The following is a 24,082-nucleotide window of genomic DNA, read 5'->3' on the forward strand; positions in this document are numbered from 1 at the left end:
ATTCAGCGTATTATCTGAATTGCACTACTGCTTTTGTTGGAACAAAGCTATGGGGAGACGCTCTGTAAGACGCGGTACAAACAGATGGTATTCCAGTAAAAAGAGGGGATTTCAAACAGGTTGAAATGGGGTCAATTATTAGAAGGCTTGGTTTGATAAAACCAGTAATTCTTATAGAAAACGGTGGCTGATTGAATTAGTGATCAGATGGTGTAGATGGCTGATTGATCAGAAACAGATTAGTCAACGCAAAGCTTGTCGTTGAGTGGGCCTTAGCCTCAATGCCCTTAGTGAGCCAGCAGTCATCAATGACAAGGATAAAGTGATGGCAAGCCGGATCGAGCAGTTTGCTCGGCGGCATAAGCAGGGGGGAGGGGAGTACTAAAGATCTATCGCCGATTGAGCAAACAGGGCGAGCTGGTGAGCCATAAATGAAAGGGCCGTCCCGTATGCCTCTTGTCCTAAAAATCTGTTAGCTAACCGTACACAGTCCCGAAATAAAGCCCTAAAAGTCCAGATACGAAGTTAAAAGTTTAGTATCCGAATTTTTAGGACCCTATCAAAACACTATTCCATTCTTTGCAATAAATGCAGTAAACTAGTTCGTCTCTTTAAAAGACTCTTTTTAGGGAACGCATGGCGTACATAAAAGCCAAAAGAATGAAACCGAAAACCTAAACATCCAGCAAGCCCCGTTCACTATACACGTTCTCGTCTTTCAACAACGCATCGACTTGCTTGTCAAGTTTGGGCAAGTACATGGCCTGCATATAAACAACATCCACGGGATTATAGGATACTCCACCGGCTAACTCATAACCACTGGACAACCGATCAACCACTTGCGATTCGAGTAATTCAAGGGTTTCGGCGGCTTCAACGACATATAGCTTCATAACAACTGGAACTTGATCAGTATACTAGCCCTAATAAAGACTGTGATGTATATACTACTAACTACTTGACTGATTAGTTTTCAATTTCGTAGTAACCACCCTGGATTTGCTCCCAGCATATAGTGATTGCCTGCTACAAGATTTCTCCAAATGCCCCTTTATGACTATGCTTCGCTGGATACCGTCCTTTTTGTTTAGTTTATGTTTCGCTACTACGGCCGTAGCTCAAAATCAGTCGCTAACAAACGATTCGGCAACGATTGCTCCGCCGGGACCGGTGCTGATTACCAACGGCAACCTGGTAGATGTAGAAACGGGGCGGGTTCGCCAGGGGATGAGTTTACTCATCGAAAACGGTATTATTCGCAAAATCGGTAAAAACCTGTCGACAACAGCGGGCACAACGGTTGTCGACGCAACAGGAAAATGGTTGATGCCGGGCCTGATCGACAGCCACATCCATCTGTTTCAGTCGGGTGGATTATATACCCGGCCTGATGGCGTTGATCTGACCAAATACCGGCCCTATGAAACCGAGCGTAAATGGCTGCGCGACAACATGGGCGATTTACTACGTCGGTATCTGGCCTGCGGCATCACGACCGTGATTGACATCGGTGGACCGCTTTATCAATTCGCGTATCGCGACCGATACAATCAGCGATACACCAGTCCGCAGATTCTGATGACGGGGCCGCTAATTTCAACCTACCAGCCCGAAGCGTTTAAGATGGAGGATTCGCCGATTATTAAAGCCAATACGCCCGACGAAGCTCGTGAGCAGGTACGCCGGCAGTTACCCTATAAGCCGGATTTTATCAAAATCTGGTTCATCGTACGGGGCGTTGGTGCAGGTGAACAGGCGCAGGCAATGGTTCAGGCTGCCATTGATGAAAGTCATAAGAATAGACTAAAAGTGGCCATTCATACGCAGGAATTGCTGGCCGCCAAATTAGGCGTAAAATACGGCGCCGATTACCTGGTTCATAGCCCCGAAGATGGCATGATCGATGACGAACTGATTGCACTGATGAAGCAACGGAACGTTAGCTATTGTCCGACAATGGTCGTGGCCGACGGCTATACCGGTTTTTTCACGAATAAGCGTAAGTTGACTTCTTACGAGTTTACGCGCGCCAACCCCTACGTACTGGGCACGCTGTTCGACATGAAGCACCTACCCGAGGCAGCGCTGCAAAAACAGTTTGGTGATTTCCTGACTAGTCCAGCTTATCAGCGCACACAGACTAACCGAAATTCCTTCCTATGGGCTAATCTGATCCGGGTGTGGCGGGCGGGTATCAACGTAGTGACCGGCACGGATGCGGGCAATCCCGGTACGTTTCATGGTACGTCTTATATCGATGAACTGCGCAAGATGAAAACGGCGGACCTGACCAATGCTGATCTGTTAAAGGCGTCAACGATCAACGCGGCTAAAATTCTAGGTAAAGAAGGTCAGATTGGCTCGTTGACCGAAGGCAAGTGGGGTAACGTACTGGTGCTTTCCCAGAATCCACTGACCGACCTTAACGCTCTGACCCGCCTTGAAATAGTCGTAAACCGGGGGTTCTTGGCGACTCCGGCGCAGCTTCTGGCCGACAAGCCAGAAGACTTGGCACAGCGGCAGCTGAACGCCTATAATGCGCACGACATCGAGGCCTTTCTGGAGCCCTACGCCGACGACATAGAACTCTATGGCTTACCTAACAAGCTGATCAGCAAGGGTAAAGACGCCATGCGGCAAGATTACGGGAAATTTTTCGCCAACGCACCTGCGCTGCACTGCGAATTAGTCAACCGGCTGGTAGTGGGCAACACCATCGTAGACCACGAGCGGGTTACCGTGGTGGCTGACAAAGCTCCCAGGGAGGCCGTTGCCATCTACAAAATTGAAAACGGGAAGATCAAGAAAGTGTATTTCACTCAGTAAATAGCCATTTAGAGTTAGATAATTTTACGACTTACTGGCCTTGGTAGGGCGTTTTTGTCATTAGTCTTACGTCATTTTAATCAGTTTTATTTTAGGGTAGTTATAGAGAGTAAAAAAATGACATAAGCCATGAGCGAAGCCACCTACACCTCTATCCCCGATACCTCCGATACGTTCTATTGGGAGTCAAAATCTGAACAGGGTATTACCAAGTTTATTCCCCGAGACAAGGCGCTTCATCATCAACTAAAGCTTAAAGCCTGGAATAGTATTCAGGCCGCACTACCCCTCAAGAATAGGAAAGGCTCAGGCTATTGAGCCTGGTGTGCCTACTACTGAACGTAAGCCATGTTTGCACCAATCCAGCAAGACGCCACTATTCGTTATTTCTGTAAAACGGGGGGCAGAACTAGTTGTGTATCTGACTGGCTTTACCAGCGCCTTTGAGAAACGGATTCGGCTTTAGAAACGGGCCTAGTCCATAAAGCTCTATCCCACTCGCGGGCTCATTATGGCTAAAAAATAAGCGTCCATTGACATCCGTTAAATGGCTACTCGATACGCTGGAGGTAAATATAGGTACCGCCTGGGTGTTACTGGTCCGAAATAAGCCACTAGCTGTCGTAAAGTAGAGGGACTCCTTAAAGTTGACCAGACTAATAACGGGTCCAGTGAAAGGGCCAGTTACTTTAGTGACGCTCTTACCATCGGTGAAATAAAGTTCTTTAGTAATGGCAGTAGTAAAATAGGTCTTATAATTTCCTAGCTGAAACGGATTAGGCGAAGACAGATTGACTAGCTTTCCAATTGGCCCCGAAATAGTCGCTAGTTTTTTCGTCCCCTGACTTGTCCCATCCGTTATCCATACCTCTTTGCCTAGTGGGCCTGATGAGAAAAAGACATATTTGCCTGCTCGGGTTAAGCTGTACAATTTAGCACCTCCTCCAGCCGGAGTCAATAGCTTCTTGGTGCTGGCCTCAGTCCCCTGACTAATCCACAACTCAGACTGCGAAGATCCACCAACAAATAATAGGGAAGAACCGTAATTGACTAAAAACCGGGGGTAAATGCCCGCCTTGACGACCAGGGAACTGGTTTTGTTACTCTGCCCATTGGTACGCCAAAGGTCTCCTTTATAAGTGAAATAGGTAGCACCCGTTAGATAAGTGAAATAGGCTGGAGGTTGTTTGCCTTCCTTGACGGGGTCGAATCCAAACTGCAAAAATGCTTTTGTGCCTGATGGGGAGCCATCGGACCGTTGTATGAGCCACTGATCTGTTCCGCCTAAAGAGCCTCGTTTGACATAGTATACTTCAACGGCAAATCCCGTTAACTGACTGGCATCTTGTACCTCGGCTTCTTTATGGCCATCATAAGGAATAACGGTGTTGGCCGCAAAGCCACTCGATACCCATAGTTGCCTGGTTTTCGAGCTGGGGCTAAGCGCACTAAAAAACAACTTGCCATTAACCGCTGTCATCTCGTTAATATCTGATCCGGCAGGGCCGGGTATGAGGTCTTTGACCAGCGTTGTGCCAGCAGTCGTACCGGTTGACTTCCAGAGTTCGGCACCATGTTTCCCGTCGTCGGCAACAAAGAAAAGCGTTCCATTGACATTAATAAGCTGATTTGGTTTGGAGCTAGGCGCACCCGGTTGAATGTCTTTTATCAGCGTTTGAGCCGGTAGCCGGTTGACTAAACAAAGGAACAGGAGCAGGAAAAAAAAATAACCGCATGGCCAAGTGGAATGTTAAACGAGAGAATTAATTGACGAAGTGAAAACGCAAGGAAGAGCTTGTAGGCTCATCTAAGCAGATAATAGAGGATTAGTCCTAAAAGTACCGCGCTAAAGGAGGGATAAAAGAGCTGTTTCTTCCAGAAATAAACGAGACCGGGCAGGGCATAAAGGAAAAATAACCACCCTTTATCGACCTTCAACTGCCGTGGATCAATAAAGTAAAGCCCCAGGCATATTGGCACTAAGACTGAACAGAGAGCTTTTATATAGTTAGTCATACGATCAAAACGAATAGCCCAGGCTAATTCCTGCCCGAGAATCCAAACTGTGAAAAGTAAACCCGTTGGTTGAGATGACCGTACTGTAACGCATCGTGTGCTCATAGCTACTTAAACCAGCCGGCATAGCACCAATTCCTAGAAAGGCATCAACTGTAAAGCCGTTTCGGCTTACCCATTGATAGCCTATCGTGCCGCCAAACCCAATGGACTTGATGATTACTTCATCCAGATCGCCAACTTTGTTGAAGCCATACCCAATTTCATTAATATAAGTCAATGAACGGGCTTTTAGATAAGGGCTTAGGTAAAGACCGGCAGGATGGTCTTTATGCTGAAGCCAGTAGCTATCGTTTAAATAAAATCGGGCTTCTAGAGCAACATTGACAAAATTCACATTGTGCCTCTCATAATAACTCAACCAGCGGACGCTTCCCTGAAGGGCAAATCGCTCGGAGAGGGCGCGTTCATAAAATAGGGAAACGGGAGCGAATAGATTCGTTTTTACTAGGTTTGGTCGACTCCACCGCCGAGTCGAATCCTGGGCAGATAAGCTGTTACTGGTCGCAGCACTGAGGAGCAGCGAATAGACAACTAATCTTAGTCTAGTAGGCATCTGATAGGTGATGAATTAAAAGCAAGATGTGATTAGGCGCTAGTTGACCTGAATAAGCAACGCAATAGTATTTATATAATCCCTGTGAATCAATCGGATAAACGTATGATTGCTTATGAGGGTACCTATAAATATGGCGCCTTCTCACCAAAAGCGCCATTTAAACACTTTTCGCCAGGCATGGAAAATGGGTTGCCTGAACGAGTAGTTTTATCTACTAAACTAAATCCATGTTTACGCATGAAGCCTCTGTTTACCCCAATCTGTCTGCTGCTACTGCAAACGGGATTTATCACCCAGGCTCAGACCGCTGACGTAAGTATCAGCGTTCAGCGTTTTTCTCGGTTAATTTAGGTTAGTTAAATACTCCTCTCCCAAGTCTGGATAGAATTTGAGTAGTACTACAATCATTTCCCAATAATCACACAGAAACCAGTGTAAGGTCGCCAAATTTGACTCTTCGACATAATTAAACGCATCAATCATATCGATATCCTGAAGCGGATGGGCCTTTAGAAGAACAAAATTAAGCCCAAAGTAGATACCCTTCAATTCTGAGCTAGTGAATTCATGGCCCCATTGTCGGGGCAAAATACCGGGAAAAACAAAATCTGTTGCGATGAATGTCTTAATGTATTCTTTCAGTAAATATATGTTATGAGAGTAGCCCATGTCAGCATATTTCTGATTAGCCAAACATCGCCAAAATCCTGCCAGGGGGCTTCCAAAACCAATAATAAAGGGAGAGTATCTATTGAAAGGCTATATGAAAACATGAATAAGATTTTGGACTGGCATCGGCGAAAGGTTGGCCTACAGCATGTCATTTTTTTATGCCTTTAGACAGTTTGCACGAAAAGTCACTCTGCTTTTCGTGATGTGTCAGTAAAATAAATCCCAGAGGACCAGTACTTTGCCGTATATAAACGCCCACAGGACTACTACCACATTTCCAGGTCATTTTGGAGTCGGGTTGGCGAGTAAGTCTCTGCAACCGCGCGTATCACTGGGTACACTGTTTCTGGCTACATACCTGGCCGATCTACGCTGGCCCATACTTTTATTAGTAGGTGTAGAACGCGTCGAAAGCCACTCTGGCCTATTGGCTGCCTCTCCCTTCGTGTACTATCCTTTCTCACACAGCCTGTTTTCGTAAGTGCTACCGGGTCTATTATTGGGCCTTGCCTACGGTTTGATAGCTGTAACTGGCGCAGAGTACTCCTGGTGGGTCTGTTGGTAGTCAGTCACTGGCGCTTGACCTGGTTATGCACTGCCCCGATCTGCCCCTCTATTTTGGTGCTTCCCTTTGAGCTGGAATGGATCTTTGGCGATGGCTTTGTCGCTGCTCGTTTATTATCAGCCATGTTAGACAATGAAGTTGGCCAGATCATAAAAAAAATAGTGGCGAAGAATGAATAATCTTTCATTATTATAAATCGCTCTCTAAAATGAGATGGCTAGCAATTGACGAATTATCGCCCAGAAACTACCCTTTACTCCATCAATTCCAGCCATTAGAGACATAGGCCTATTGACTGATCCAATCGATGGCCGCTTGTAAGGTCCGATCCACGCCAGTCAAATAGTCGGTAGCACTGGGTGTTGCGTCTATGTCAATGGGGACGCCGGGGCCCAGAATTAATTGCCCCTCCAGCGTATAAACACCCAGGCCACTAAAGCGAGTTTGATAACCACCTGGAAACGTCACATAGCTCACATCGCCATTGGCACCAGCCGAGGGCGTGCCAATAATCTTGGCCCGGGGAGCCGTACGCAGGGCCATACACGTCGATTCCGCTGCGCTTTGGGTACGGCTGTTACAGAGAATAGCGACTTTGCCCCGGTAGTAATCCGCGTTTTTTCGCCCAACATACTGCACTTTACTCCAGCTAAACAGTCCTGGAGAAGATAGATCAGGTTTGGTATAACGCGCAAACCCCTTGGGGGCTGGATTGAGATAGGCACAAATTTGATGAAAGGTTCTTTTCGGGTAGGACCGCACATCGAAAATAATCCCTTGCCGGTTTCGGTATTGCTCCATGACCTGCTTTACCTCGCCCACCTGGAGCTTACCTAAGTCCACATAGCCCATGGTTGGGGGAACGGCTGGGGTTTGGATGGGCAACGAAGGGCGAAAGCCAAAACGCTCGAACTTATATCGATGTATCGTTTTTCGAACGCGTTGGCCATCCCGGATAAGCTCAATGTCAACCACCGGCTGGGAGCCGGTGAGCAGGACCGGCAAGATCTGCCGAATCAATGCCGACCGATTCGAACCCGAAAAATCCGGCGCTCGCTGATCGATGAGTTCAGTAATCGAGCGGTCACCAATTCGGATCAGGCGGCCTCCCCGGCGAATATCATCGAGTTGGCTGAGCGAGTCATTTAGGAAGCCCGTCACCAGCAGCGTGTCAGTCAGCAGCCGGTAATCAAAGGGAGGAAGAAGAAACGGTTTGGTACAGGGAAGCCGATACGCTGGGGGGATGACCAGCTCGGCATGACCGTCGTGAGTGGCACTAATTAGCTGCTGCAACACCTGCTGATAGCTCAGCGTATCGGTAGCTTGTTGGAAGCGGGGTACAAACTGGGTCAAGACCTGATGCCAGGGTTGAGTCATGGCGTATTTGGTGGGATGGAAATAGTCAATGATGTTCCAATAGCGAAACAGACCCAACAGCCGGTACGGTAAGCTAGGCAAGGTCATAACGGCAAATTCGGCTTCCGAGAAGGCTAATCGGTTATGGAAAGGGTCCCAGCGTACATAGTGATTAGTCCGCTGGTTTCGATTGGCGGCAATGTAGGCCAACTTTTGGCAGAGGACTGGGCTAAACAGGGACGAATCGGCCAGCCAACTTAAGTCCAAATTTCGGGTAAAGCGAGCCGAGTCGGGTGGTGAACAAGTTGAACAAGGTTTAACCGGCCCAAGCTGGTTAACCCAGCTCAGCAGTCGGGCGGACAAGTCAGCCTTAGAGCGGATGGTAGGTGATTCTTCAATGAGTTGAAGGAGCTGGCCATCCCAATCGAGTTTTCCTGTAGCAACCTGGGGATGATAGTATTTAAGAAACCCCCATACCCTCCCGATAGTCACTAACGTCTGGGTCTGGGTGATGGGCTGAGCAAATGCTGTTGATGATAGCAGAAGTAGGGCGAAAAGATACCGCATGGGTAGGGGTTTGGCTATAGGTCCAAACTTATGAACAGTGATACATTGATGCTATATAAGGCTGGTTAAAGTATGTTAAACGAATTCATTTTGCCTTGACCAGCTTGATCGCTTATCATCTTCAAAATGGTATTGTAATCGTGAGCTAACTATTCTTACGAATCGCTCCCAATTAAACGATAGGAAGTGAAAAGCTGGAATATTGAGGGTGTTGTGTCCCTATTTGGGCAATACACCCCATTCGGGAATCCTTCACTTATGCTCAAAAAGAGGATGTGTATCGGTGTTCGTATGGAGCGGTCTTAAAAAACTATGGGCTTCGGATGATGGGTGGTTATGGAAATTACTATTATTTCTCCAAAGTGAGTGCAAAGACTGTCCCATCAAAGTAAAATGCTGTGGCAAGAAGACGCGCAAAAGGTTGGTGTTTACGAGGCTACGAACGTATGCAGAAGCGATTGAGTAGTTCCGAAGAAGTTGCGCAGTTCGATGGTTGAGCCAGTAACGGTCCGCCGTCGCGTTGGGAGTTTATTGAACTATTTTTGAATGCGACGCTGCAATGCCCGTGGGCAATCGGAAGCCAACAAACGGATGTTAATGGTAGCTATGGCGTACAACCTAAAGAAATGGTTGGTGAAGAAAGATTGTCCCAAAGCCGTTACCCAGGTACTGGCTCTAAAGCCAGAGAATCTTTTTGTTTATTTCAATTTGGGACTATGGAAGCGATTTGCGTTATGCAACAACCCCGGGCGTTTTAAGAAACAGCTATACACCTTTTTTCTGACCCTCTTTACTCGTAAAGTTGGTGACGGTTTTTCCATCATAACGATACACGCCAAAAAGAGATCAGTGTAAAATATTTTCGTCAATAGCTTCTAACATCCTACAAAGGATTCCTTTACTTCATTTCTATTTTGACTTTCTGTTACAATGGGCTTTTTATTGTACAAGGATTTTTGATCACAACGAGACAGTACCCAATCGTTGCATATGTTCGGTTTATTGGGTTTTACTTTACCAGTAGTCCAGATGTTGCCTTTTTCATCTTCGATTATTGCAGAAGCACCCCTGCGATACAGCGGGTCGACTCCCAAGTAAGCGTCGTCAGAATCAGCAGTTCAATGGCATGTTTAACCGTCACTAAATTGGGAGTCAGAATAAAGATCTTATTGGTGTAGGAGTCCCGCAGCCATAGAAGGCCAACCCATACTACACGAACCCAGCGATCATTGACTTCTCTCACAAATCGATACAGTTTAACGTCACTGTTTCAGTGATAAAGCTGTTGATATCTAATCAGATTGTACGAAGAAGCTGAATTTTGGAAAGATACGGCTGAAGAGTGAAATAGATTGTTCAATTTACGCGTGCTTTTTCGTCTGATCAGGGTGGCAATTATCACTTAAAATTGCCACCCTGAATCAGACGAAAAAGCACCTATAAGCCTATATTGCGTACCGTTAAAATTTCGCAGCCAGTCCTAATTTCAGCGCCGAAACACCATAACCTACTTCAGCAAATCCGCCGATTTTGTCACTGAAATAATAGCGGCTACCTAAATGAATTCCTAAATACAGGCCACTATTGTAGGAGCCGTAGTCATAATATCCATACGAATTGTCGTAGCCTGTATGGCGGAATCCCAGCGTAGCCCCGATGTACGGATCAAATTTTTTGTCTTGTACATTGAGCACGTCTCCCAGATGATAAGAGGCCCGGCCACCGACATAAATAAAGGTATAACCGCCACTATAGCGCAGGTAGTCGAACGAGCCACCTACTGAAAAATTATTTTTCACATCGACTTCAAACGAAGCGCCTAGGGGCAATCCGGCACCATAATAAGCGGCCACGCCGACGCCAACATTAAGGTATTTATTACGTAAACTGCCAGGCGATGTTTGTGAGTGTGTCGTTCGGCTGGTCGTGCTCTGACTCGTGTGTCTGACAGGAGCTGACTGAGCCGTTGATACCGTAGCGACTGTGGCTTGAGGCTTGGGCTGATTTATCTCCGGCTGGGCCGTTTCAGTTTGTGCTGGTTTAACTGCCGTCTTGTTATTAGCTGTTGTTTGCTTAGCCGCTACTGTCGGTTTCGACTCTGTAACGTGTGGTTTAGGGGCTACCGTAGTTCGTTTAGTGGCAGTACGGTGATTGGCCTGTTGGGCCAGGATTGGAGTAGTTGCACAGTTCACGGCGAAGAGAATGGCAATAAAACGTGAAGAAGTAAAAAACGTGTTCATGAGTGATTGTTGTAAGAGGATTGTAAAAGAATGTAGGCTGTTTGTGTCAACGCCTAAGCAAATTTAGGCCAGCACTGGCCTGTAAAACAGGGTATTCTGGTTCAGGCAGCGGAAAGGAAACCTGAATTGATTATTTCGCTAGATAAACTGTTTTAGCCTTTAGGAGATGACTGTGTTTAACGCTTAATTGTGCGGTTTACGAGCCATAACGCAACTTCTGGACAGAGTAGGACTGTTGAGCGTTAGTGCATAAAAAAGCCCCAACTTTTTGGTGGGGCTTTTTATATCTAGGAATAAACTGGTTCAGCGAGTACGCATCCGGTAGACGCTGCGACCATACTGTCCAACAAGTGGACCGCCAACTTCAATGACTCTAGGTCGTGGCGGACGATTAATGTGGAGGAGGTTCGTTCTCATTAGCTTTTTGTTGTTTGTTAAAGTACACTACAAAGATGGCTGATGATGGATCCGATGAGTAATTGGTTATGAGTTGGTTTTGTTGGTGATTGAATCGGTAAAATGCTGGATTAAATCGTTTTGGCAGCTAATGACTACCTGCCTTATTTGCCCATCCATACTTTGAAATCAGAAACCTTTTCCCGGCTCACCAGCGCTTCTTTATCGAAAGCAGGCTTGAGCGTTAGGGCAAGCCGATTTCCGAAGTAGGGTTGAATCTGCTCAACCGCCCCATGAGTCAGAATCAGCCCCCGGTTCGGACGGAAAAACTGAACAGGGTCAAGTGAATCGGCCAGTTCATCGAGGGTATAATCAACCAGGAATTTCTGGTTGGTTCGGGTTCGGAAAAAACTGAAGCGTTCATCGGTGTAAAAATAAAGAATGTCGCCTACCTCAACTGATATGAGTTTTTGCCCCTGTTTCACTAGAAAACGCTTACGATACTCTTTCGAAGATAAGTTACCTTGTCCCTGGAGTTCGCGCAGGAGTTTTTCAATATTCAGCGGCTGTACTTCCAGTGATGACGTAGCATGCCCGCCAACACTGGTCAGATCGTGGAGCTTTTTCAGACTTCGCTGTAAATCTTCCCGTTGTATCGGTTTCAGCAGATAATCGATGCTGTTGACTTTAAAGGCCTGTAGGGCGTATTCATCATAGGAGGTTGTGAAAATAACCCGGCTGCGGATGTCTACCTGCTCGAATATTTCAAAACTCTGTCCGTCGGCGAGTTCGATGTCCATAAAGATCAGATCGGGGGGCGTATTTTCCTGTAGCCAGCTCACCGAATCTTCAATACTGGCCGTTACACCCTGCACCGTTAGCGAGGGATCTACTTCGGCCACTAGTTTGCGGAGTTTACGAACCGCTAAATCTTCATCTTCAATAATGAGTACGTTCATGATCGTGTTGCGTTTAAAAGGGGAAGGATAACTGTAAAATAGCCATCGGTTTCGTTGATACCAATCTCCAGTAGGGTTGTATATCGCTGAGCCAGCAGCCGGTATCGGGCCTGAATGTTGCTCAGGCCAATTTGATTGCTCAAAACTCTGCGGGTTGGTTTTCGCTGTAAGTTGTTTCGCACCAGCAACTGACCACCCGGCTTCGATTTAATTTCGATCGTTAAGGGCTTGCTGGCGTGTATGACGTTATGTTTTACGGCATTTTCGAGCAGCATCTGCAGCGAAAGCGGAGGCAATAACCGGGTTTTATCGCTCTCAGTAATAACCATATCCAACTGAATGCCCTGGCCGTAGCGCGTTTTGAGCAAGTGGAAATACGACTGAATAAAGGTAAGTTCTGTATCTAAAGTCGTTAGTTCACCGTCCCCTGAAATCGAAACGTCGGAGCGTGATCTGTCAGATCGTGGGCTGTTGGGTAGTAGGCTATCTGTGTTGGCTTCCATGCCGCGATTCGTCTGGAGTAAATAGCGATAAACTTTGGCCATCTCATTTACAAATTCTTCGGCTCGCTCGGGCTCATCGGCAATCAGGGAAGAAAGTGAATTTAGCGTATTAAACAGAAAGTGTGGGTTCACCTGATTTTTCAAGCTCTCGTACTGACTTTGCAGATTTACTTTTTTGAGTTGCTCTTTTTCGAGCATATTCTCGCGCCATTTGGTCAGGGAGTAAATACTCTCGTAAGCCCCCACCGAAATCAGATTGACCACAACATTAAAAAGTAGTATTCGACTCACCACTCCCGGCTGATACATATAACCAAATAGATTGAAATGAATATAAAGCCACAAGCCACTCAGTATAACCAGTAAGGAGATACTCATAAAGGCCAATAGCAACAGAATGAGTCGAGTGGCAGTTTGCCCCAGCCCCGGATACCGATCGGTAACCCGTTTAGTAATCTGATCGAGCAACCACTGACAAATCACACCCAGCGTTACATTCAGACTGGTGGCTCCTGCAAACGTAGACCAGTCGCTGAAATAACGAGGTCCCAGCAGCAGGTAGGTTACCAATGGAATGAACCAGGGAAATAATAGTAACATCTGCCACCCGAGCTGTTTCGATGGCCAATACCAGGGCCGGGCTACGCCAGGTCGCGTTTGGTTATCAGACAGGGTGGAACTATTAATTGACATCATACAAATCGTACAACTACATACCTAACTTAGAAAATCGAGGAAACTTACGATAGTTGCTCTCAAGCTTCCAGTCATAACTGAATCAACCGTTATTTGGATTGTCTGGGGTGTTTGAATTCGTGTTGGAATTGGAGTGGAATATAGTCAGATTGAGCTGCGTTGAATAAGTGCTGGTTACCAGAGGCAACAATATACTGGCCTCCTCCGGATGGTTTTCCAGAACGGGCATGTCAAGGCTAACCGTCCGATAGCGGTTGATAACCGTATCCAATCCGGGTAAACGGGTATCGACCAGAATCGTACGTGGCTGGCGATTATGGCTGATGCGCAACCATCGGTCGGGCGTAGTGCTGATCTGGATATGCAAGGGTTTATCGGGTTTCAACGTGTTATGCTGAATAATGTCATCGAGTAGAATCTGGAGGGTTAGGGGAGGGAGTTGGGCGCATTCGCAACGAGCATCAATGTGGATGGTTGTCTGTAAAGCCGTTTTATAGCGAATTCTCAATAACCAGATGTACGATTGCACAAACTGCACTTCATCGGCCAGCGCTACCAACGCATGTTGATTGGCTGCCTGCAACATATAACGATATACGTTAGCCATTTCATCGACAAAAACTTCAGCCTGTTTAGGGTCTTCGGCGATTAATGATGAGATAGAATTGAGCGCGTTAAACAAAAAATGCGGATTGATTTGCTGCTTCAGCCTATCGAGCTGGTGCTGAACAACCAGACTTTTGAGTTGCTCTTTTTCCGTTTGACTTTCCTGCCAGCGCGTGTACGTATATTGAATGCCCAACATGAAGCAAAGCAGCAGGTCGAACACAAATCCCAACAGTAGAATTGCCTGAACAGTGCTCCAGTCAAAAGGTCGATTGAATACCGAGAACAAACTATAGGCCCATACGTCGAAAGTCGCCAGACCAATAGTAAGCGTTGTGGCGACCAGCAAGGCGACCAGATTCCGTTGACGAACCTGCCGGGCGTCGGGAAATTGGCGAAAGACACCCTTGACAGCTGCCGTCAGAACGACTAATGATAACCAATAGAGAAAAAAAACGAGCAGCGTACCCCAGCCAAATATAACCGGATCGGAAAAGTAGCGTTCGCGTAGAAACAGGTAATTGCCCGCTGAAAACAAAACCGGCATCATGAGACTATGATACCAGAGTTCGCGACGGGTAAATAGTTGTTTCGATGGCAACTCGTTGAACATGAGTGGTAAGCAAGTCCGGTAAAATATGATCAGCTTGACAGGATCATTTTTAAAATTAATTATCTACGCTACATTCGCTGTGCCATTGCGGAATGAACTGCATTAGATCATGCTTGAATTGCGAAAAATGACGTATGAATTGTAAAGAGCTAAAACACCCAATTCGACTATAATTCGGTTAGAAGCGGCAGCGAAACGATGAACTGGGTCGAAGTTTCTTCCGCAATGGGTTCGGGTAAATTCAATCGACGGTAGTTCAGAATTACCGTCGATAAACCCGCCGAACCACTGGCTACCCGGATCGTTTTCCGCTGAAGCGTATTACTGATCAACAACCGATCTGCCTGCGTTTTTATGTCGATGATCAGTGGCCGCACCGGTGTCATGCTATTGTATTTGATCGCATTATCGATAAGGGTCTGGAGCGTTAAGGGAGGAAGTTGACCTTGCCGACAGTCGGGGGAGATACATGGCATCAAGCGTAATGAACTGCCGTAACGAACACCCAGCAAATCAGCATAGATTTCTAAAAAATTGAGTTCCTCTTCTAGCGGAACCAGAGCCTGCGTATTGGCCCGAAGCATGTAGCGATATACCATCGATAACTGATCGACAAAGCGTTCGGCCTGAGCGGTGTCCTCGCCGATTAGTGAGGACACTGAGTTTAGGGAGTTAAACAAAAAATGCGGATTGACCCGATCTTTCAAGGCGTCGTACTGTTGCTGGATGGCCTCACGCTTCAACTGTTCGTTTTCGGTTTGCCGATCATGCCACTGCGAGTACACATAAAACATACCCAGGGCCAGGCAAAAAATAGGGCTGGCCACACTCCCAAATAACCAAAGCGGCACTAGTGCATCCCATGAGAATCGAACGCCTGTTCCGGGAACCAGACTAAACAACCAAAGATCGAGCACGGCAGTGGCTGCCATAATGAGCCCTACCAATAAAAGCATACTTACCAACCGGATGCCTGCATGCTGAATCAGCGGGAACTGACGAATGACCCAACGCACGGCCAACGTGAAAAGCAGTACGGTATACCAGTAAACAAACACGTTCACGATCGTACCAACTGTGAACGTTATGGGGTCCAGAAAGTAGCGCTCGCCCATGATGAAGTAAGCGCCAATAGGAAGCATGACCGGCATCGACGCCAGATGAAACCACCACTCAATGCGGGAGAATAAGGCCGGGCGATAGCGTTCAACGAAACGAGCGAATCTATGAAGTAGACTGGGCAATATCATATCGGATGAAAACCGAAAATAAAGCCTAAATCCGAGAAAACCACAGCTCTGTTACGTTTACCTAAAGTGATTACGTGATATCAGCTTTGAGAAGCTGATCCGGTAGGAGTGACCATTTGTCAGGAGAATAATGAGTGAGATTATAAAAATACAGCCTGTACAAATAGAATTAATAATCAAAACCAACAGTAGTCAAAATCAACCCAGCTTCGGTCACCTGATCGGAGCTGGATTGATTTTGACTGATTACAGCTTGTAAAGACTAGCTTGCGCGTTGCTCGCGAAGGTATTGACCGAATTGGCATCGGCGTTGAGCGTGGCATCAGAGGTATACATGATACCATAACCTCCGCTGTTGCTAATGCGACTGTTTTTGACCGATAGCGTGGCGCCCCGGCCATAAACCGTTAAGGCCGACCGCTGTCCTGAAACGATAACGGCGCTGCCACCACCGCTGACCTCAACCTGATCGAGCACGTTTAGATTACTAATCGAGTAAACAATAATTCCTCGCCAGTAAGCAGAAGTATGGCCAGCACCCGTGATCGTCACTTTTTGATCGGCGGTTCCTTTTGCGGATAGATACCCTGTTTTGTTGACGCTGATCATACCGTCGCGGGCGGCTTCGACAATGACGCCGGGTTGAAGTGTAAGCCCCGCTTCTACGGTCAAGTTGCCAAGCAATCGATAAGGTGTTTTATCACTGAAGGCAGGCCATTTTACTTCCTGCGCCCCGGTGATGGATGACGAACTAATTTCGATGACATCCCGACCATTGCTACCCGTAAATGTTGAGGCTGCATCCAGTCGCGTGGCATTGTACGCATCGATCAGGATCGGGGCTTCGGTTTGGTTTTTGAAATTATTGCGGGCAAATGTTCGTAAGGTAGCACCATCCTCTACGTACAGGCCATAGCCATCGTTGTTATTGAACCGGCAATCGGATAGAGCGACTTGTGCTTTCGTAGCACCATACAATGCCAGTCCGGCTTTTGTGCTGGTGAAAGCGATTCGGCTACCTGCGTATTCAACATTTACAAACGAGAGTGTATTGGCTGTGCTGGATGAATATAGCACGACACCAGCCCAATAACTTTTCTGGGCTTCTACGCCCGTAAACCGAATGGGTTGATCAGACACGCCCACGGCATTGATGGTCCCATCGGTTTCGATACTGAGCTGTTTATCGCGCTGGAAGGCAATCACTACATCCCGATCAATAGTCAGTTCTGCTTTTGTGCGAATGTTGCTGGCAACAATATAGTCGGGTTTGGTTGGATCGATGATCCGGTCGAAAAGACGCGTTTTTGCCGTAATATCTTTGTCCAGGGTTATGGGTGTAGGATATTCAGCCTTGATTAAAACGCGGTCCTGACTTTTGGCGTTGCTGGTTGTTGACGTTGGTTCCTGTACGGTCAGTTCAAACTCATAATAGCCAACAATATCGGGCGTGAAGGTTGGTTGAACGGTTTGGGTATTTCCCAGCGTAAGGGTACTGTTGCCTGGTTTCCGTACAACAGTCCATTGATACGAAAGTTGACCGTTCCCTTTCGAGGCCGAACCATCGAGTTTGACGACATCGGTTGGTAGTACATTTTGATCAGCACCGGCATTCGCCACAAGCGTTTGTGGAGCGGGTGTTACGTCGGCTTCTTTTTTACAACTGGTTAAGCCGTACGTAAGAAGAATAAACAGGATTGTGGTTATTCGGGTGAAATACATGGTTGAAAAAGAGAATGTAAAGTGATGGATAAGTGAAAATGGCGACTCTATTCTCGGACGACTACCGTGAATCGGCCATTTATGCTCATTGTTTTATGAAGGGTGACGGCGCAGCTTTCCGGGTTATACCCATGCTGGGTCACTACCTTTCCGCTTACCTGAAGGGTTATTTTGGCGGTTCCTTTTGAGCGCTCAACATTGACGATCTGGACAACACCCGACTCAGTTTTAGGCACCTGACATACTTCGTAAAATGACCAGCCAGCCTGAAAATCTTCATTGCCAGCACCGTCGAGGGCCGAGACCTGGGTATTTGACTCAATATCCATTGTATTCACAAATGGATGCGCTCCAATAGCCAGGCTATTCACAAATATGGCTACCTGACCAGATTTGCCTGTTGAATCAGCACCTGCGGCTGTAACGATCAGGTGACCATAGACGAGGCTGCCGTTAGCAACTGCATCGGGGTATGAGTGCCCGTTGATGACGAAATTAGTCTCGTTAACCACCTTTATCGCAGAAGATAGCAACAGTTGCGCGTTGTTTGGCCCCTCCAGCATAACCGTGACAACGACCGGATTAGTGGCTGGTACCTTATCGCTAGGAGCCGTGTAAACTACCTTGAAAGCCTTTGAGTCGTAGGTAAATCCAATTTTCCCGTCTTTAGGATTAGCCTGCTCTGGATGTGAGTAGCTTTTCCCGTTTAACAGAATATCCCGCACATTTCTAATTTCGGCAGGGCGGTTATAGAGTTCAACGTTAACGTCCTTGATTTCAGTTGAACCCCAGGGTTCTTTATCCGTACATCGATTGAGGGCCAACTCCCGTACTTGTCCCAAGTAGACTGTATCCTGAACAGGAGTTAGCTGATAGTATGTGATGAGAGCGGCCCATCTGTCTAACCGCTTTGTTCTGCTGGTGATTGTCCGGTTTGTTTTGTCAACGATAACTGATTGCTTTACCGTCCAGATGTGCCGATCATCCTGCCCGGCCAGCCCAATAGCATCGGGTGTTGTACCAACTAACTCAGTCTCTTCGTAATGATAAACGAAGGTAACCGGCTGAGCCAGCGTTAGGCTATCAGGACCAAGTTGATACGCGACTCCAACACCGTTGATGGCCTTATTTTCGATCGGCTGAACCGAAATAGTTGTTTCTTTCGAAAGCGCCCCGGCTGGGAAGGTCAAGGTTAACTTGCCATCTGGCGTTGAGATCGTTCCGCCTGATTTGCCAATTGTTTTCGTTGTAGGTGTTCCTATTGGCTTGCCTACCTCTGTGGGTGTTCCGGTAGATGTATCGGGTTGTCCTGTGGATGGATTGTCAGGATTAACCGCATCCGATGGCTTCTGGCAGGCCAGAACAACACCCAGTAGCAGGATGGGTAAATAGTTAATAAGTTTCATGACTAAGAGGAAAGTGGAAGCATTCTCTGGGATGCTTCGGATTGAGTTGTTAATGCCGATTGGTGTATCCCACGCACATGCTGTTGAAACGCACGGCTGATTCGGTACCTAAGAAATCCATTGTGACCGACTGTTGGTAAACGATATCACTGTCGAAGTCCCAGGCATTACGAACCAGCAGTTGCTCGCCCGTTGGTTTATAGATGGCCGTGACTTTGTAGCGTCCCATTGGCACATCTTTGATGGCATCATTATAGCGCTTCTTCGCCTGTAGTTTCAATACCTTTCCTGTCGATCCATCAATCAGCGGCCCAACTGGTGTTAGTGTGAATTCGATGTTCTCGTTATCCCAAAGCTCATCGGCATTTAAATCGCGAGACATTTCCATCGTGCCTCCGTAGTAAAGATCCAGGCTAAGGTCAGGAATGTGACCGGTGAGTTTCCACTGGAAATTGCGAACGGGTTTTTCATTGCTCGTAAATGGGCTGTCATCTTCAGGGTCGAGGTCTATCTTATAGACTCGGTCATTATACTGTTTTAGCATATAGCCTTTGGCAATCCATTCGCCCGCGAAATCGGTCATTTGAACTTTATAGGTTCCATCGGCGGCTGTTTTAACTTCTGGCCCATCGCCTGTTAGCACGGTGTGATCAACGAAGATCGTAGCCTTGGCGAGGGGTTTGCCTTGCGGATCAGTCACCTTGCCTACTAAATAACCCGCCTGACCGGGTGTAACAGGGTCGCCCGTTATTGGGCCATTGGGGTCAATCGGTTTTTTGTCGCAGGCCGTCAGGGCAAACAGGCTTACTAATAGAAGTAAAGCTGTGCCAGTTACTGTGCGGAGGGTTTGATTCGTTTTCATCGTATTTGTCTGTCGTTGTTTACGACACAAAAATGTCCCTTCGGCAGGGCGTATTTCAATAACGACAAGGATCGATTGGTAGAAACGATGGGTCAATTGAGGAAAAGTGCAAGTGGTTTGAAAGGTGGGTAAAGCGCCAATCTGCTTCCAACGACCACAAAAAAATACTCCTTACCGCTAGTGAAATTTCTAACGATGAGGAGTATACGTTAAGGGCAGAACTCTGTTTACACGAAATAAACAGCGTATCGGTTATTCAAAAGTTCGACCCATTGTGCCAGTAGTTCAGCGGGAGGTGGACCCTGTGGCGCCTGGATTGTAGCAGGTTCTTCGTCGATTGGGTGGCTCCAATCCAGGAAGTAATTGATAAAATCGCCTGGTGTTAGGATCGTCAGCATACTGGCACGTTTGCTTTGTATGTTGAACTTATGCGGGATATTCCGGGGAGCGAAAACGGTTTGCCCTGGTCCGGCAACGATAATCTCCTCACCGATCTGAAAGCGTACGGTTCCTTCAATAACGTGAAATGTTTCATCTTCACGGGTGTGCACATGACGAGGGGGCTCCGAGCCAGATGCCGTCGTCATTTTGAAAATCGCTAGTTCACCTTTTGTTTGTTCAGGAGAAACGATTACGTCAAGAATACCACCTTGGTAGGAACGGAGGCCGTTTTGTGGATTTGTAACAAGTTGTTCAGTTAGCATGTGTTTACGTAAAAAATAGTTAATGGATTATTGTCGACTGCCGAAGGGAATGTAGCTCTACTGACGGCTTTTTACCGAATTAGCGGCCGTAGGTTTGGTCTGCACAGCAACATTCCGTTGAGGTTTGTAAATGGCACCAGTAGCGAAGTCAATAACGGCACCCGGCCAGAAGAGGAGAACATCGGCGATCAGTGCGCCTACACGTACTTCGCGCTGGATTTCACCGGGTAACGGCTTGCGTTTCTGATGCTCCGTAATCCGCCCACCGAAAACGGTTGCACAACTGGTTAACGAGCCGGATAATGTAAGGGTAGCCAAAGCCAGTGCAGTGATTTTTTTTAGAGATTTCATGTGTATTTATTGTTTTTGGTTTAAAAAGAGAAGATTCATCAGGACAGAATTTTCTGACAAAAGGGAGTCAGAACGCCAAGTTGATTGGGGTGGCTTTCGGCCTGGTGATACAAAGATTGGCTGTTGAGTAGGCCTGTTAAAGTAGCGGGTGATCCAACTGACACAAAAACGGTATCAACCGCGATTCTTAATGGCTGAATTGATTCAGGTGAGCAAGCGTATTATAAAAGAACTCGGTTCGATTCTCTATTTTTGACCAGTGAAAAAAAAACCACACACTATCCGCCAGTTCGAACTTTCGCCGTTGGCGAAGGCAGGCGTGTTTATTATTCGCATCCAGGATTCTCATTAATGCCCTTCGAGAATGAAAATGACCATCATCGGTGCATCGGCTGGTATAGGGTTATTGGCTGTGAAGCAGGCGTTAGCAAAAGGGCACCACGTAACGGCGCTTCTGCTGTAGAAATAGGTAGATGGTTTGTCATGTATCCGGCCATGACAAACCATCTAGTCAGTTTTAATGGAATTTTGAGGGTTTAGACAACACCTGAAATTAATTGCTGCCCCCACCAATGCGATTCTGTTCTTCTTCGACACCTGACCGGCGCTGGCGGGTTGTTTTCAGGTTACGATTACCGAAATTGTAGGTAAATGTTACTCGTGCCACGCGGCTTTCCCACTGATTGACGAAGCTTAGGTTTGTCGTTGCAAAGTTCGTTGTGCCGCCCGACTGTAACGTGTGTAAGACGTCGCTGATATTTAATCGGAGGGTAGCCGTTTTGTTCCACAGACTTTTTTGAACGCCCACGCTTAACTGGCCCATTCCCCGAAAATGCATCATGCCATATACTAAAGGCGAGTTGTAAAAACCTGACAGCTCTGCCGTTAAACCGTGAGGCAGGATGAAATTCTGATTCAAGGTTACATTAGCCGATAGCTGCCGATAATCGAGTCGTTGTCCGGCGAATTCGGCGTTGTAGGCATTCCAGAACGCATTGACACCAGGCTGGAGCGTCCACCACTTGGTTGGTTTTAAGGGTAGGCTGACGCTCAGGTTGATATTGTCAAGCGCGGCCAGGTTTACGGTTGTTACCCGCATGATTCGTTCCTGTTGCTCGTTCACACCCGTAATAACATCGGTGGTGTGATTATAACTCAGACTGATGTTCGTTTCATTTTTGTAGGTATAGCCCAACTGAAGTGCATTCGTGTATTGTGGCCGCAAAAATGGATTTCCCTGATAATACGTATACGGGTCCATAACGTACACAAAGGGATTCAAATCCTGGAAGTTAGGCCGGTCGATACGTCGACTGTAGGAAGCGCGCCATTGATGGTCTTCGTTAATCTTGTACGTGACAAAGGCGCTCGGAAACAAATTGAGGTAATTGCGATCTACGACTTTACTCAGCGTTACCGAATTTCCCAGTGAGCGCGTGTGCTCGGCGCGTAATCCGGCCTGTATCGACCATTTTCCCCAAATCCGGCTCGCATTAAGATAACCCGCCGTGATGGTTTCGTCGTACAAAAAATGATTAGTACGTTGCGGATCCGGAATGTAACCATTAGCGGTAAGTGTCTCGAAGCGAACGTCGTTATCGGAGGTCACGTATGAAACTTTGCCACCCGCTTCCAGTCGGCCACCACTCCGTAACGGATGCACATAATCGGCTTTGGCGGCCCGAATCGTTACGGTCGATGGTGGTAGATTCCGCTGTATAAGTTCAGGTTGTGTTTGCTCACCACCCGCACCCAGATAGCGCGTCTGCATGTTATCCTGTGGCTGAATGTTTACGCGGGAGTTGTCCAGATCGACGGTTAACTCGCGTCCCAACGAATCGAAGGTGTGTTTGGCATTTGCATTGATCGCCACGCGTTGTGTACTTCGGGTGGAGGCATTGATCATGGTCAGCGTCTGTTCCAGTTGGCCTTTGGCATTATAAACGAGATTCTTGTTATCGATCATCGCCTGACTGTTGCTGATCAGACCGTTGGCCATGATACCAACCGTAGTTCGTTTGCTCAGTGCATAATCAGCCCCAATTTTGAACGTATGGTTTTGAGCGGTATTTGGGCGATAGCCAAGGTTATTAACCGTCGTTAGCGAGTCGCCAGTGCCGAATTTCCGTAGGGCATCTACAGAACCGAATGTTTCGCGGTAATCGTAGTTGTAGTTACTAAACAAATTCCAGCCACCCGCTCGGTGGTTAAGCGTTAAACCGGCCGAAGCTTTCGAAAACCGGCCGTAGCCTGCACCAACCGTTGCACTACCGTTGGTTCCATCTTTACGACTCCCTCGTTTTAGCCTAATATTGATGATCCCTGCATTACCAGCCGCGTCATACCGGGCCGATGGGTTGGTCACGAGTTCAATACTTTCAATACCGTTGGACGGCGTGTTCCGTAGCAGATTGACAACTTCCTGCGCAGATAGATAGGTTGGTTTGCCGTCGATCATAACCAGGGTTCCTTCGCGCCCTTTGAGGGTAATGCGATCATTCTGATTATCGACAAATACACCGGGTGCCTTTTCCAGCACTTCCAGCGCCGTGCCCCCCGCCGAAACGATACTGTTCTCCACATTGATCACCGTTTTGTCTGGCAACTGTTCGATGAAGGGCTTCTTGGCAGCCACCGTTACTTCACCCAGCGTTTGTTCCGATTGCTGTAATGCAATAGGCGGCACGTTAACTTCCGATTGATCGGCCACAACGGTAAAGGGAGCAGAGGTTGTTTTTTGGTAGCCAACCAGTTGGGCTGCAATCTGGTAGGTTCCCGGTCCGATATTGTCTAGCACATACTGTCCGTTTACATCGGCAACAGCTCCTTTAACTAGCTGAGCCGCTGAAGCTGATTGGCTCGAACCTGACGTTGATGCCCCCGCTTTTAGTAAAAGGATGGTTGCAAATTCAACCGGTTTCCCGGTCGCATCACGAACCGAGCCAACGACTTTGGTTCGGCTCAAGTGTTGCGCATAGGTAGCGGAAGCAATGAGGCTAACGCTGAGCAGATAAATAAGGCCAATCAGTAACAGGTCTACACCAGTAAGGGTAAAAAAGCTGGCCATTCGGTTGTTGGAGGAAAGTTGACGGTTCATTTTGTAGCGTTCATTAGTGGCTACAAAGTTGGCCGTCTACCGAACGCCCATCA

General features: G+C 47.2%; 21 protein-coding genes and 1 pseudogene. 4 read left to right on the top strand and 18 right to left on the bottom strand.

What is annotated here, in order from left to right; all coding sequences use genetic code 11:
- Positions 1–196 precede the first annotated feature (196 nt).
- Positions 197–361, bottom strand: a complete 165-nt coding sequence (locus H3H32_RS08160; RefSeq protein ID WP_182462223.1) for a hypothetical protein — start codon at positions 359–361, stop codon at positions 197–199.
- A 313-nt stretch (positions 362–674) separates the two neighbouring features.
- Positions 675–896: a hypothetical protein gene (locus H3H32_RS08165; RefSeq protein WP_182462224.1), complete on the bottom strand. Its 222-nt coding sequence runs from the start codon at positions 894–896 to the stop codon at positions 675–677.
- Positions 897–1,062: 166 nt separating this feature from the next.
- On the opposite strand from H3H32_RS08165, the gene H3H32_RS08170 reads away from it, so the two are divergent.
- Together H3H32_RS08170 and H3H32_RS08175 are read left to right on the top strand one after the other, a co-directional pair.
- Positions 1,063–2,829: an amidohydrolase family protein gene (locus tag H3H32_RS08170; protein WP_182462225.1), complete on the top strand. Its 1,767-nt coding sequence runs from the start codon at positions 1,063–1,065 to the stop codon at positions 2,827–2,829.
- 129 nt (positions 2,830–2,958) lie between these two features.
- Positions 2,959–3,147, top strand: coding sequence for a hypothetical protein (locus H3H32_RS08175; protein ID WP_182462226.1), 189 nt, complete (start codon positions 2,959–2,961; stop codon positions 3,145–3,147).
- Between the two features lie 91 nt (positions 3,148–3,238).
- On the opposite strand, the gene H3H32_RS08180 is transcribed toward H3H32_RS08175, so the two are convergent.
- The 3 genes and pseudogenes from H3H32_RS08180 to H3H32_RS08185 all read right to left on the bottom strand — a co-directional run bounded on the left by H3H32_RS08180 (position 3,239) and on the right by H3H32_RS08185 (position 5,461).
- Positions 3,239–4,309: a hypothetical protein gene (locus H3H32_RS08180; protein ID WP_240543706.1), complete on the bottom strand. Its 1,071-nt coding sequence runs from the start codon at positions 4,307–4,309 to the stop codon at positions 3,239–3,241.
- A pseudogene (locus tag H3H32_RS38165) lies at positions 4,310–4,546 on the bottom strand (ELWxxDGT repeat protein); the annotation flags it as partial. It abuts the gene before it with no gap.
- 303 nt (positions 4,547–4,849) lie between these two features.
- Positions 4,850–5,461, bottom strand: a complete 612-nt coding sequence (locus H3H32_RS08185; protein WP_182462227.1) for a DUF3575 domain-containing protein — start codon at positions 5,459–5,461, stop codon at positions 4,850–4,852.
- Between the two features lie 105 nt (positions 5,462–5,566).
- On the opposite strand from H3H32_RS08185, the gene H3H32_RS08190 reads away from it, so the two are divergent.
- A complete protein-coding gene (locus H3H32_RS08190; RefSeq protein WP_182462228.1) occupies positions 5,567–5,815 on the top strand; it encodes a hypothetical protein in 249 nt (82 codons plus the stop codon).
- 1,174 nt (positions 5,816–6,989) lie between these two features.
- On the opposite strand, the gene H3H32_RS08195 is transcribed toward H3H32_RS08190, so the two are convergent.
- Positions 6,990–8,624 carry a S41 family peptidase gene (locus tag H3H32_RS08195; protein ID WP_182462229.1) on the bottom strand — a complete coding sequence of 545 codons (1,635 nt, stop codon included), beginning with the start codon at positions 8,622–8,624 and terminating at the stop codon, positions 6,990–6,992.
- Positions 8,625–9,170: 546 nt separating this feature from the next.
- Here H3H32_RS08195 and H3H32_RS08200 point away from each other — a divergent pair.
- Positions 9,171–9,479: a hypothetical protein gene (locus H3H32_RS08200; protein WP_182462230.1), complete on the top strand. Its 309-nt coding sequence runs from the start codon at positions 9,171–9,173 to the stop codon at positions 9,477–9,479.
- 196 nt (positions 9,480–9,675) lie between these two features.
- Here the strand turns inward: H3H32_RS08200 and H3H32_RS08205 are convergent, their stop codons facing one another.
- The 12 genes from H3H32_RS08205 to H3H32_RS08260 form a co-directional block, all read right to left on the bottom strand.
- Complete coding sequence (locus tag H3H32_RS08205; RefSeq protein ID WP_182462231.1) at positions 9,676–9,867, bottom strand: hypothetical protein; 192 nt, start codon at positions 9,865–9,867, stop codon at positions 9,676–9,678.
- Between the two features lie 217 nt (positions 9,868–10,084).
- Positions 10,085–10,864 carry a hypothetical protein gene (locus tag H3H32_RS08210; RefSeq protein ID WP_182462232.1) on the bottom strand — a complete coding sequence of 260 codons (780 nt, stop codon included), beginning with the start codon at positions 10,862–10,864 and terminating at the stop codon, positions 10,085–10,087.
- Positions 10,865–11,424: 560 nt separating this feature from the next.
- Positions 11,425–12,219 carry a LytR/AlgR family response regulator transcription factor gene (locus H3H32_RS08215; RefSeq protein WP_182462233.1) on the bottom strand — a complete coding sequence of 265 codons (795 nt, stop codon included), beginning with the start codon at positions 12,217–12,219 and terminating at the stop codon, positions 11,425–11,427.
- Positions 12,216–13,322, bottom strand: coding sequence for a sensor histidine kinase (locus tag H3H32_RS08220; protein WP_240543707.1), 1,107 nt, complete (start codon positions 13,320–13,322; stop codon positions 12,216–12,218). The genes H3H32_RS08215 and H3H32_RS08220 overlap by 4 nt, the downstream gene beginning before the upstream one ends.
- Before the next feature lie 178 nt (positions 13,323–13,500).
- Positions 13,501–14,637, bottom strand: a complete 1,137-nt coding sequence (locus H3H32_RS08225; RefSeq protein ID WP_182462234.1) for a sensor histidine kinase — start codon at positions 14,635–14,637, stop codon at positions 13,501–13,503.
- Positions 14,638–14,804: 167 nt separating this feature from the next.
- The gene (locus tag H3H32_RS08230) at positions 14,805–15,887 is read right to left on the bottom strand and encodes a sensor histidine kinase (RefSeq protein ID WP_182462235.1); all 1,083 of its coding nucleotides are present in this window, start codon (positions 15,885–15,887) and stop codon (positions 14,805–14,807) included.
- Between the two features lie 246 nt (positions 15,888–16,133).
- Entirely contained in the window at positions 16,134–17,609 is a 1,476-nt protein-coding gene (locus H3H32_RS08235; protein ID WP_182462236.1) for a PKD domain-containing protein, read from the bottom strand.
- Positions 17,610–17,656: 47 nt separating this feature from the next.
- Positions 17,657–19,015, bottom strand: coding sequence for a hypothetical protein (locus H3H32_RS08240; RefSeq protein ID WP_182462237.1), 1,359 nt, complete (start codon positions 19,013–19,015; stop codon positions 17,657–17,659).
- A gap of 49 nt (positions 19,016–19,064) precedes the next feature.
- The gene (locus tag H3H32_RS08245) at positions 19,065–19,877 is read right to left on the bottom strand and encodes a carboxypeptidase-like regulatory domain-containing protein (protein ID WP_240543708.1); all 813 of its coding nucleotides are present in this window, start codon (positions 19,875–19,877) and stop codon (positions 19,065–19,067) included.
- 227 nt (positions 19,878–20,104) lie between these two features.
- Positions 20,105–20,581: a cupin domain-containing protein gene (locus H3H32_RS08250; RefSeq protein WP_182462238.1), complete on the bottom strand. Its 477-nt coding sequence runs from the start codon at positions 20,579–20,581 to the stop codon at positions 20,105–20,107.
- Between the two features lie 57 nt (positions 20,582–20,638).
- The gene (locus H3H32_RS08255) at positions 20,639–20,932 is read right to left on the bottom strand and encodes a hypothetical protein (protein WP_182462239.1); all 294 of its coding nucleotides are present in this window, start codon (positions 20,930–20,932) and stop codon (positions 20,639–20,641) included.
- 553 nt (positions 20,933–21,485) lie between these two features.
- A complete protein-coding gene (locus H3H32_RS08260; RefSeq protein WP_182462240.1) occupies positions 21,486–24,029 on the bottom strand; it encodes a TonB-dependent receptor domain-containing protein in 2,544 nt (847 codons plus the stop codon).
- Positions 24,030–24,082 lie beyond the last annotated feature (53 nt).

The sequence above is a fragment of the Spirosoma foliorum genome, assembly GCF_014117325.1.
GTDB lineage: Bacteria > Bacteroidota > Bacteroidia > Cytophagales > Spirosomataceae > Spirosoma > Spirosoma foliorum.

Excerpts from the sequence above, each read along its gene's own strand:
- H3H32_RS08160 (WP_182462223.1), bottom strand. The coding sequence starts at position 361 with ATGCCGCCGAGCAAACTGCTCGATCCGGCTTGCCATCACTTTATCCTT.
- H3H32_RS08195 (WP_182462229.1), bottom strand. The coding sequence starts at position 8,624 with ATGCGGTATCTTTTCGCCCTACTTCTGCTATCATCAACAGCATTTGCT.
- H3H32_RS08215 (WP_182462233.1), bottom strand. The coding sequence starts at position 12,219 with ATGAACGTACTCATTATTGAAGATGAAGATTTAGCGGTTCGTAAACTC.
- H3H32_RS08175 (WP_182462226.1), top strand. The coding sequence starts at position 2,959 with ATGAGCGAAGCCACCTACACCTCTATCCCCGATACCTCCGATACGTTC.
- H3H32_RS08230 (WP_182462235.1), bottom strand. The coding sequence starts at position 15,887 with ATGATATTGCCCAGTCTACTTCATAGATTCGCTCGTTTCGTTGAACGC.
- H3H32_RS08235 (WP_182462236.1), bottom strand. The coding sequence starts at position 17,609 with ATGTATTTCACCCGAATAACCACAATCCTGTTTATTCTTCTTACGTAC.
- H3H32_RS08250 (WP_182462238.1), bottom strand. The coding sequence starts at position 20,581 with ATGCTAACTGAACAACTTGTTACAAATCCACAAAACGGCCTCCGTTCC.
- H3H32_RS08180 (WP_240543706.1), bottom strand. The coding sequence starts at position 4,309 with ATGACAGCGGTTAATGGCAAGTTGTTTTTTAGTGCGCTTAGCCCCAGC.
- H3H32_RS08170 (WP_182462225.1), top strand. The coding sequence starts at position 1,063 with ATGCTTCGCTGGATACCGTCCTTTTTGTTTAGTTTATGTTTCGCTACT.
- H3H32_RS08210 (WP_182462232.1), bottom strand. The coding sequence starts at position 10,864 with ATGAACACGTTTTTTACTTCTTCACGTTTTATTGCCATTCTCTTCGCC.
- H3H32_RS08260 (WP_182462240.1), bottom strand. The coding sequence starts at position 24,029 with ATGAACCGTCAACTTTCCTCCAACAACCGAATGGCCAGCTTTTTTACC.
- H3H32_RS08190 (WP_182462228.1), top strand. The coding sequence starts at position 5,567 with ATGATTGCTTATGAGGGTACCTATAAATATGGCGCCTTCTCACCAAAA.
- H3H32_RS08245 (WP_240543708.1), bottom strand. The coding sequence starts at position 19,877 with ATGAAAACGAATCAAACCCTCCGCACAGTAACTGGCACAGCTTTACTT.
- H3H32_RS08225 (WP_182462234.1), bottom strand. The coding sequence starts at position 14,637 with ATGTTCAACGAGTTGCCATCGAAACAACTATTTACCCGTCGCGAACTC.
- H3H32_RS08165 (WP_182462224.1), bottom strand. The coding sequence starts at position 896 with ATGAAGCTATATGTCGTTGAAGCCGCCGAAACCCTTGAATTACTCGAA.
- H3H32_RS08185 (WP_182462227.1), bottom strand. The coding sequence starts at position 5,461 with ATGCCTACTAGACTAAGATTAGTTGTCTATTCGCTGCTCCTCAGTGCT.
- H3H32_RS08220 (WP_240543707.1), bottom strand. The coding sequence starts at position 13,322 with ATGTTACTATTATTTCCCTGGTTCATTCCATTGGTAACCTACCTGCTG.
- H3H32_RS08255 (WP_182462239.1), bottom strand. The coding sequence starts at position 20,932 with ATGAAATCTCTAAAAAAAATCACTGCACTGGCTTTGGCTACCCTTACA.
- H3H32_RS08240 (WP_182462237.1), bottom strand. The coding sequence starts at position 19,015 with ATGAAACTTATTAACTATTTACCCATCCTGCTACTGGGTGTTGTTCTG.
- H3H32_RS08200 (WP_182462230.1), top strand. The coding sequence starts at position 9,171 with ATGCGACGCTGCAATGCCCGTGGGCAATCGGAAGCCAACAAACGGATG.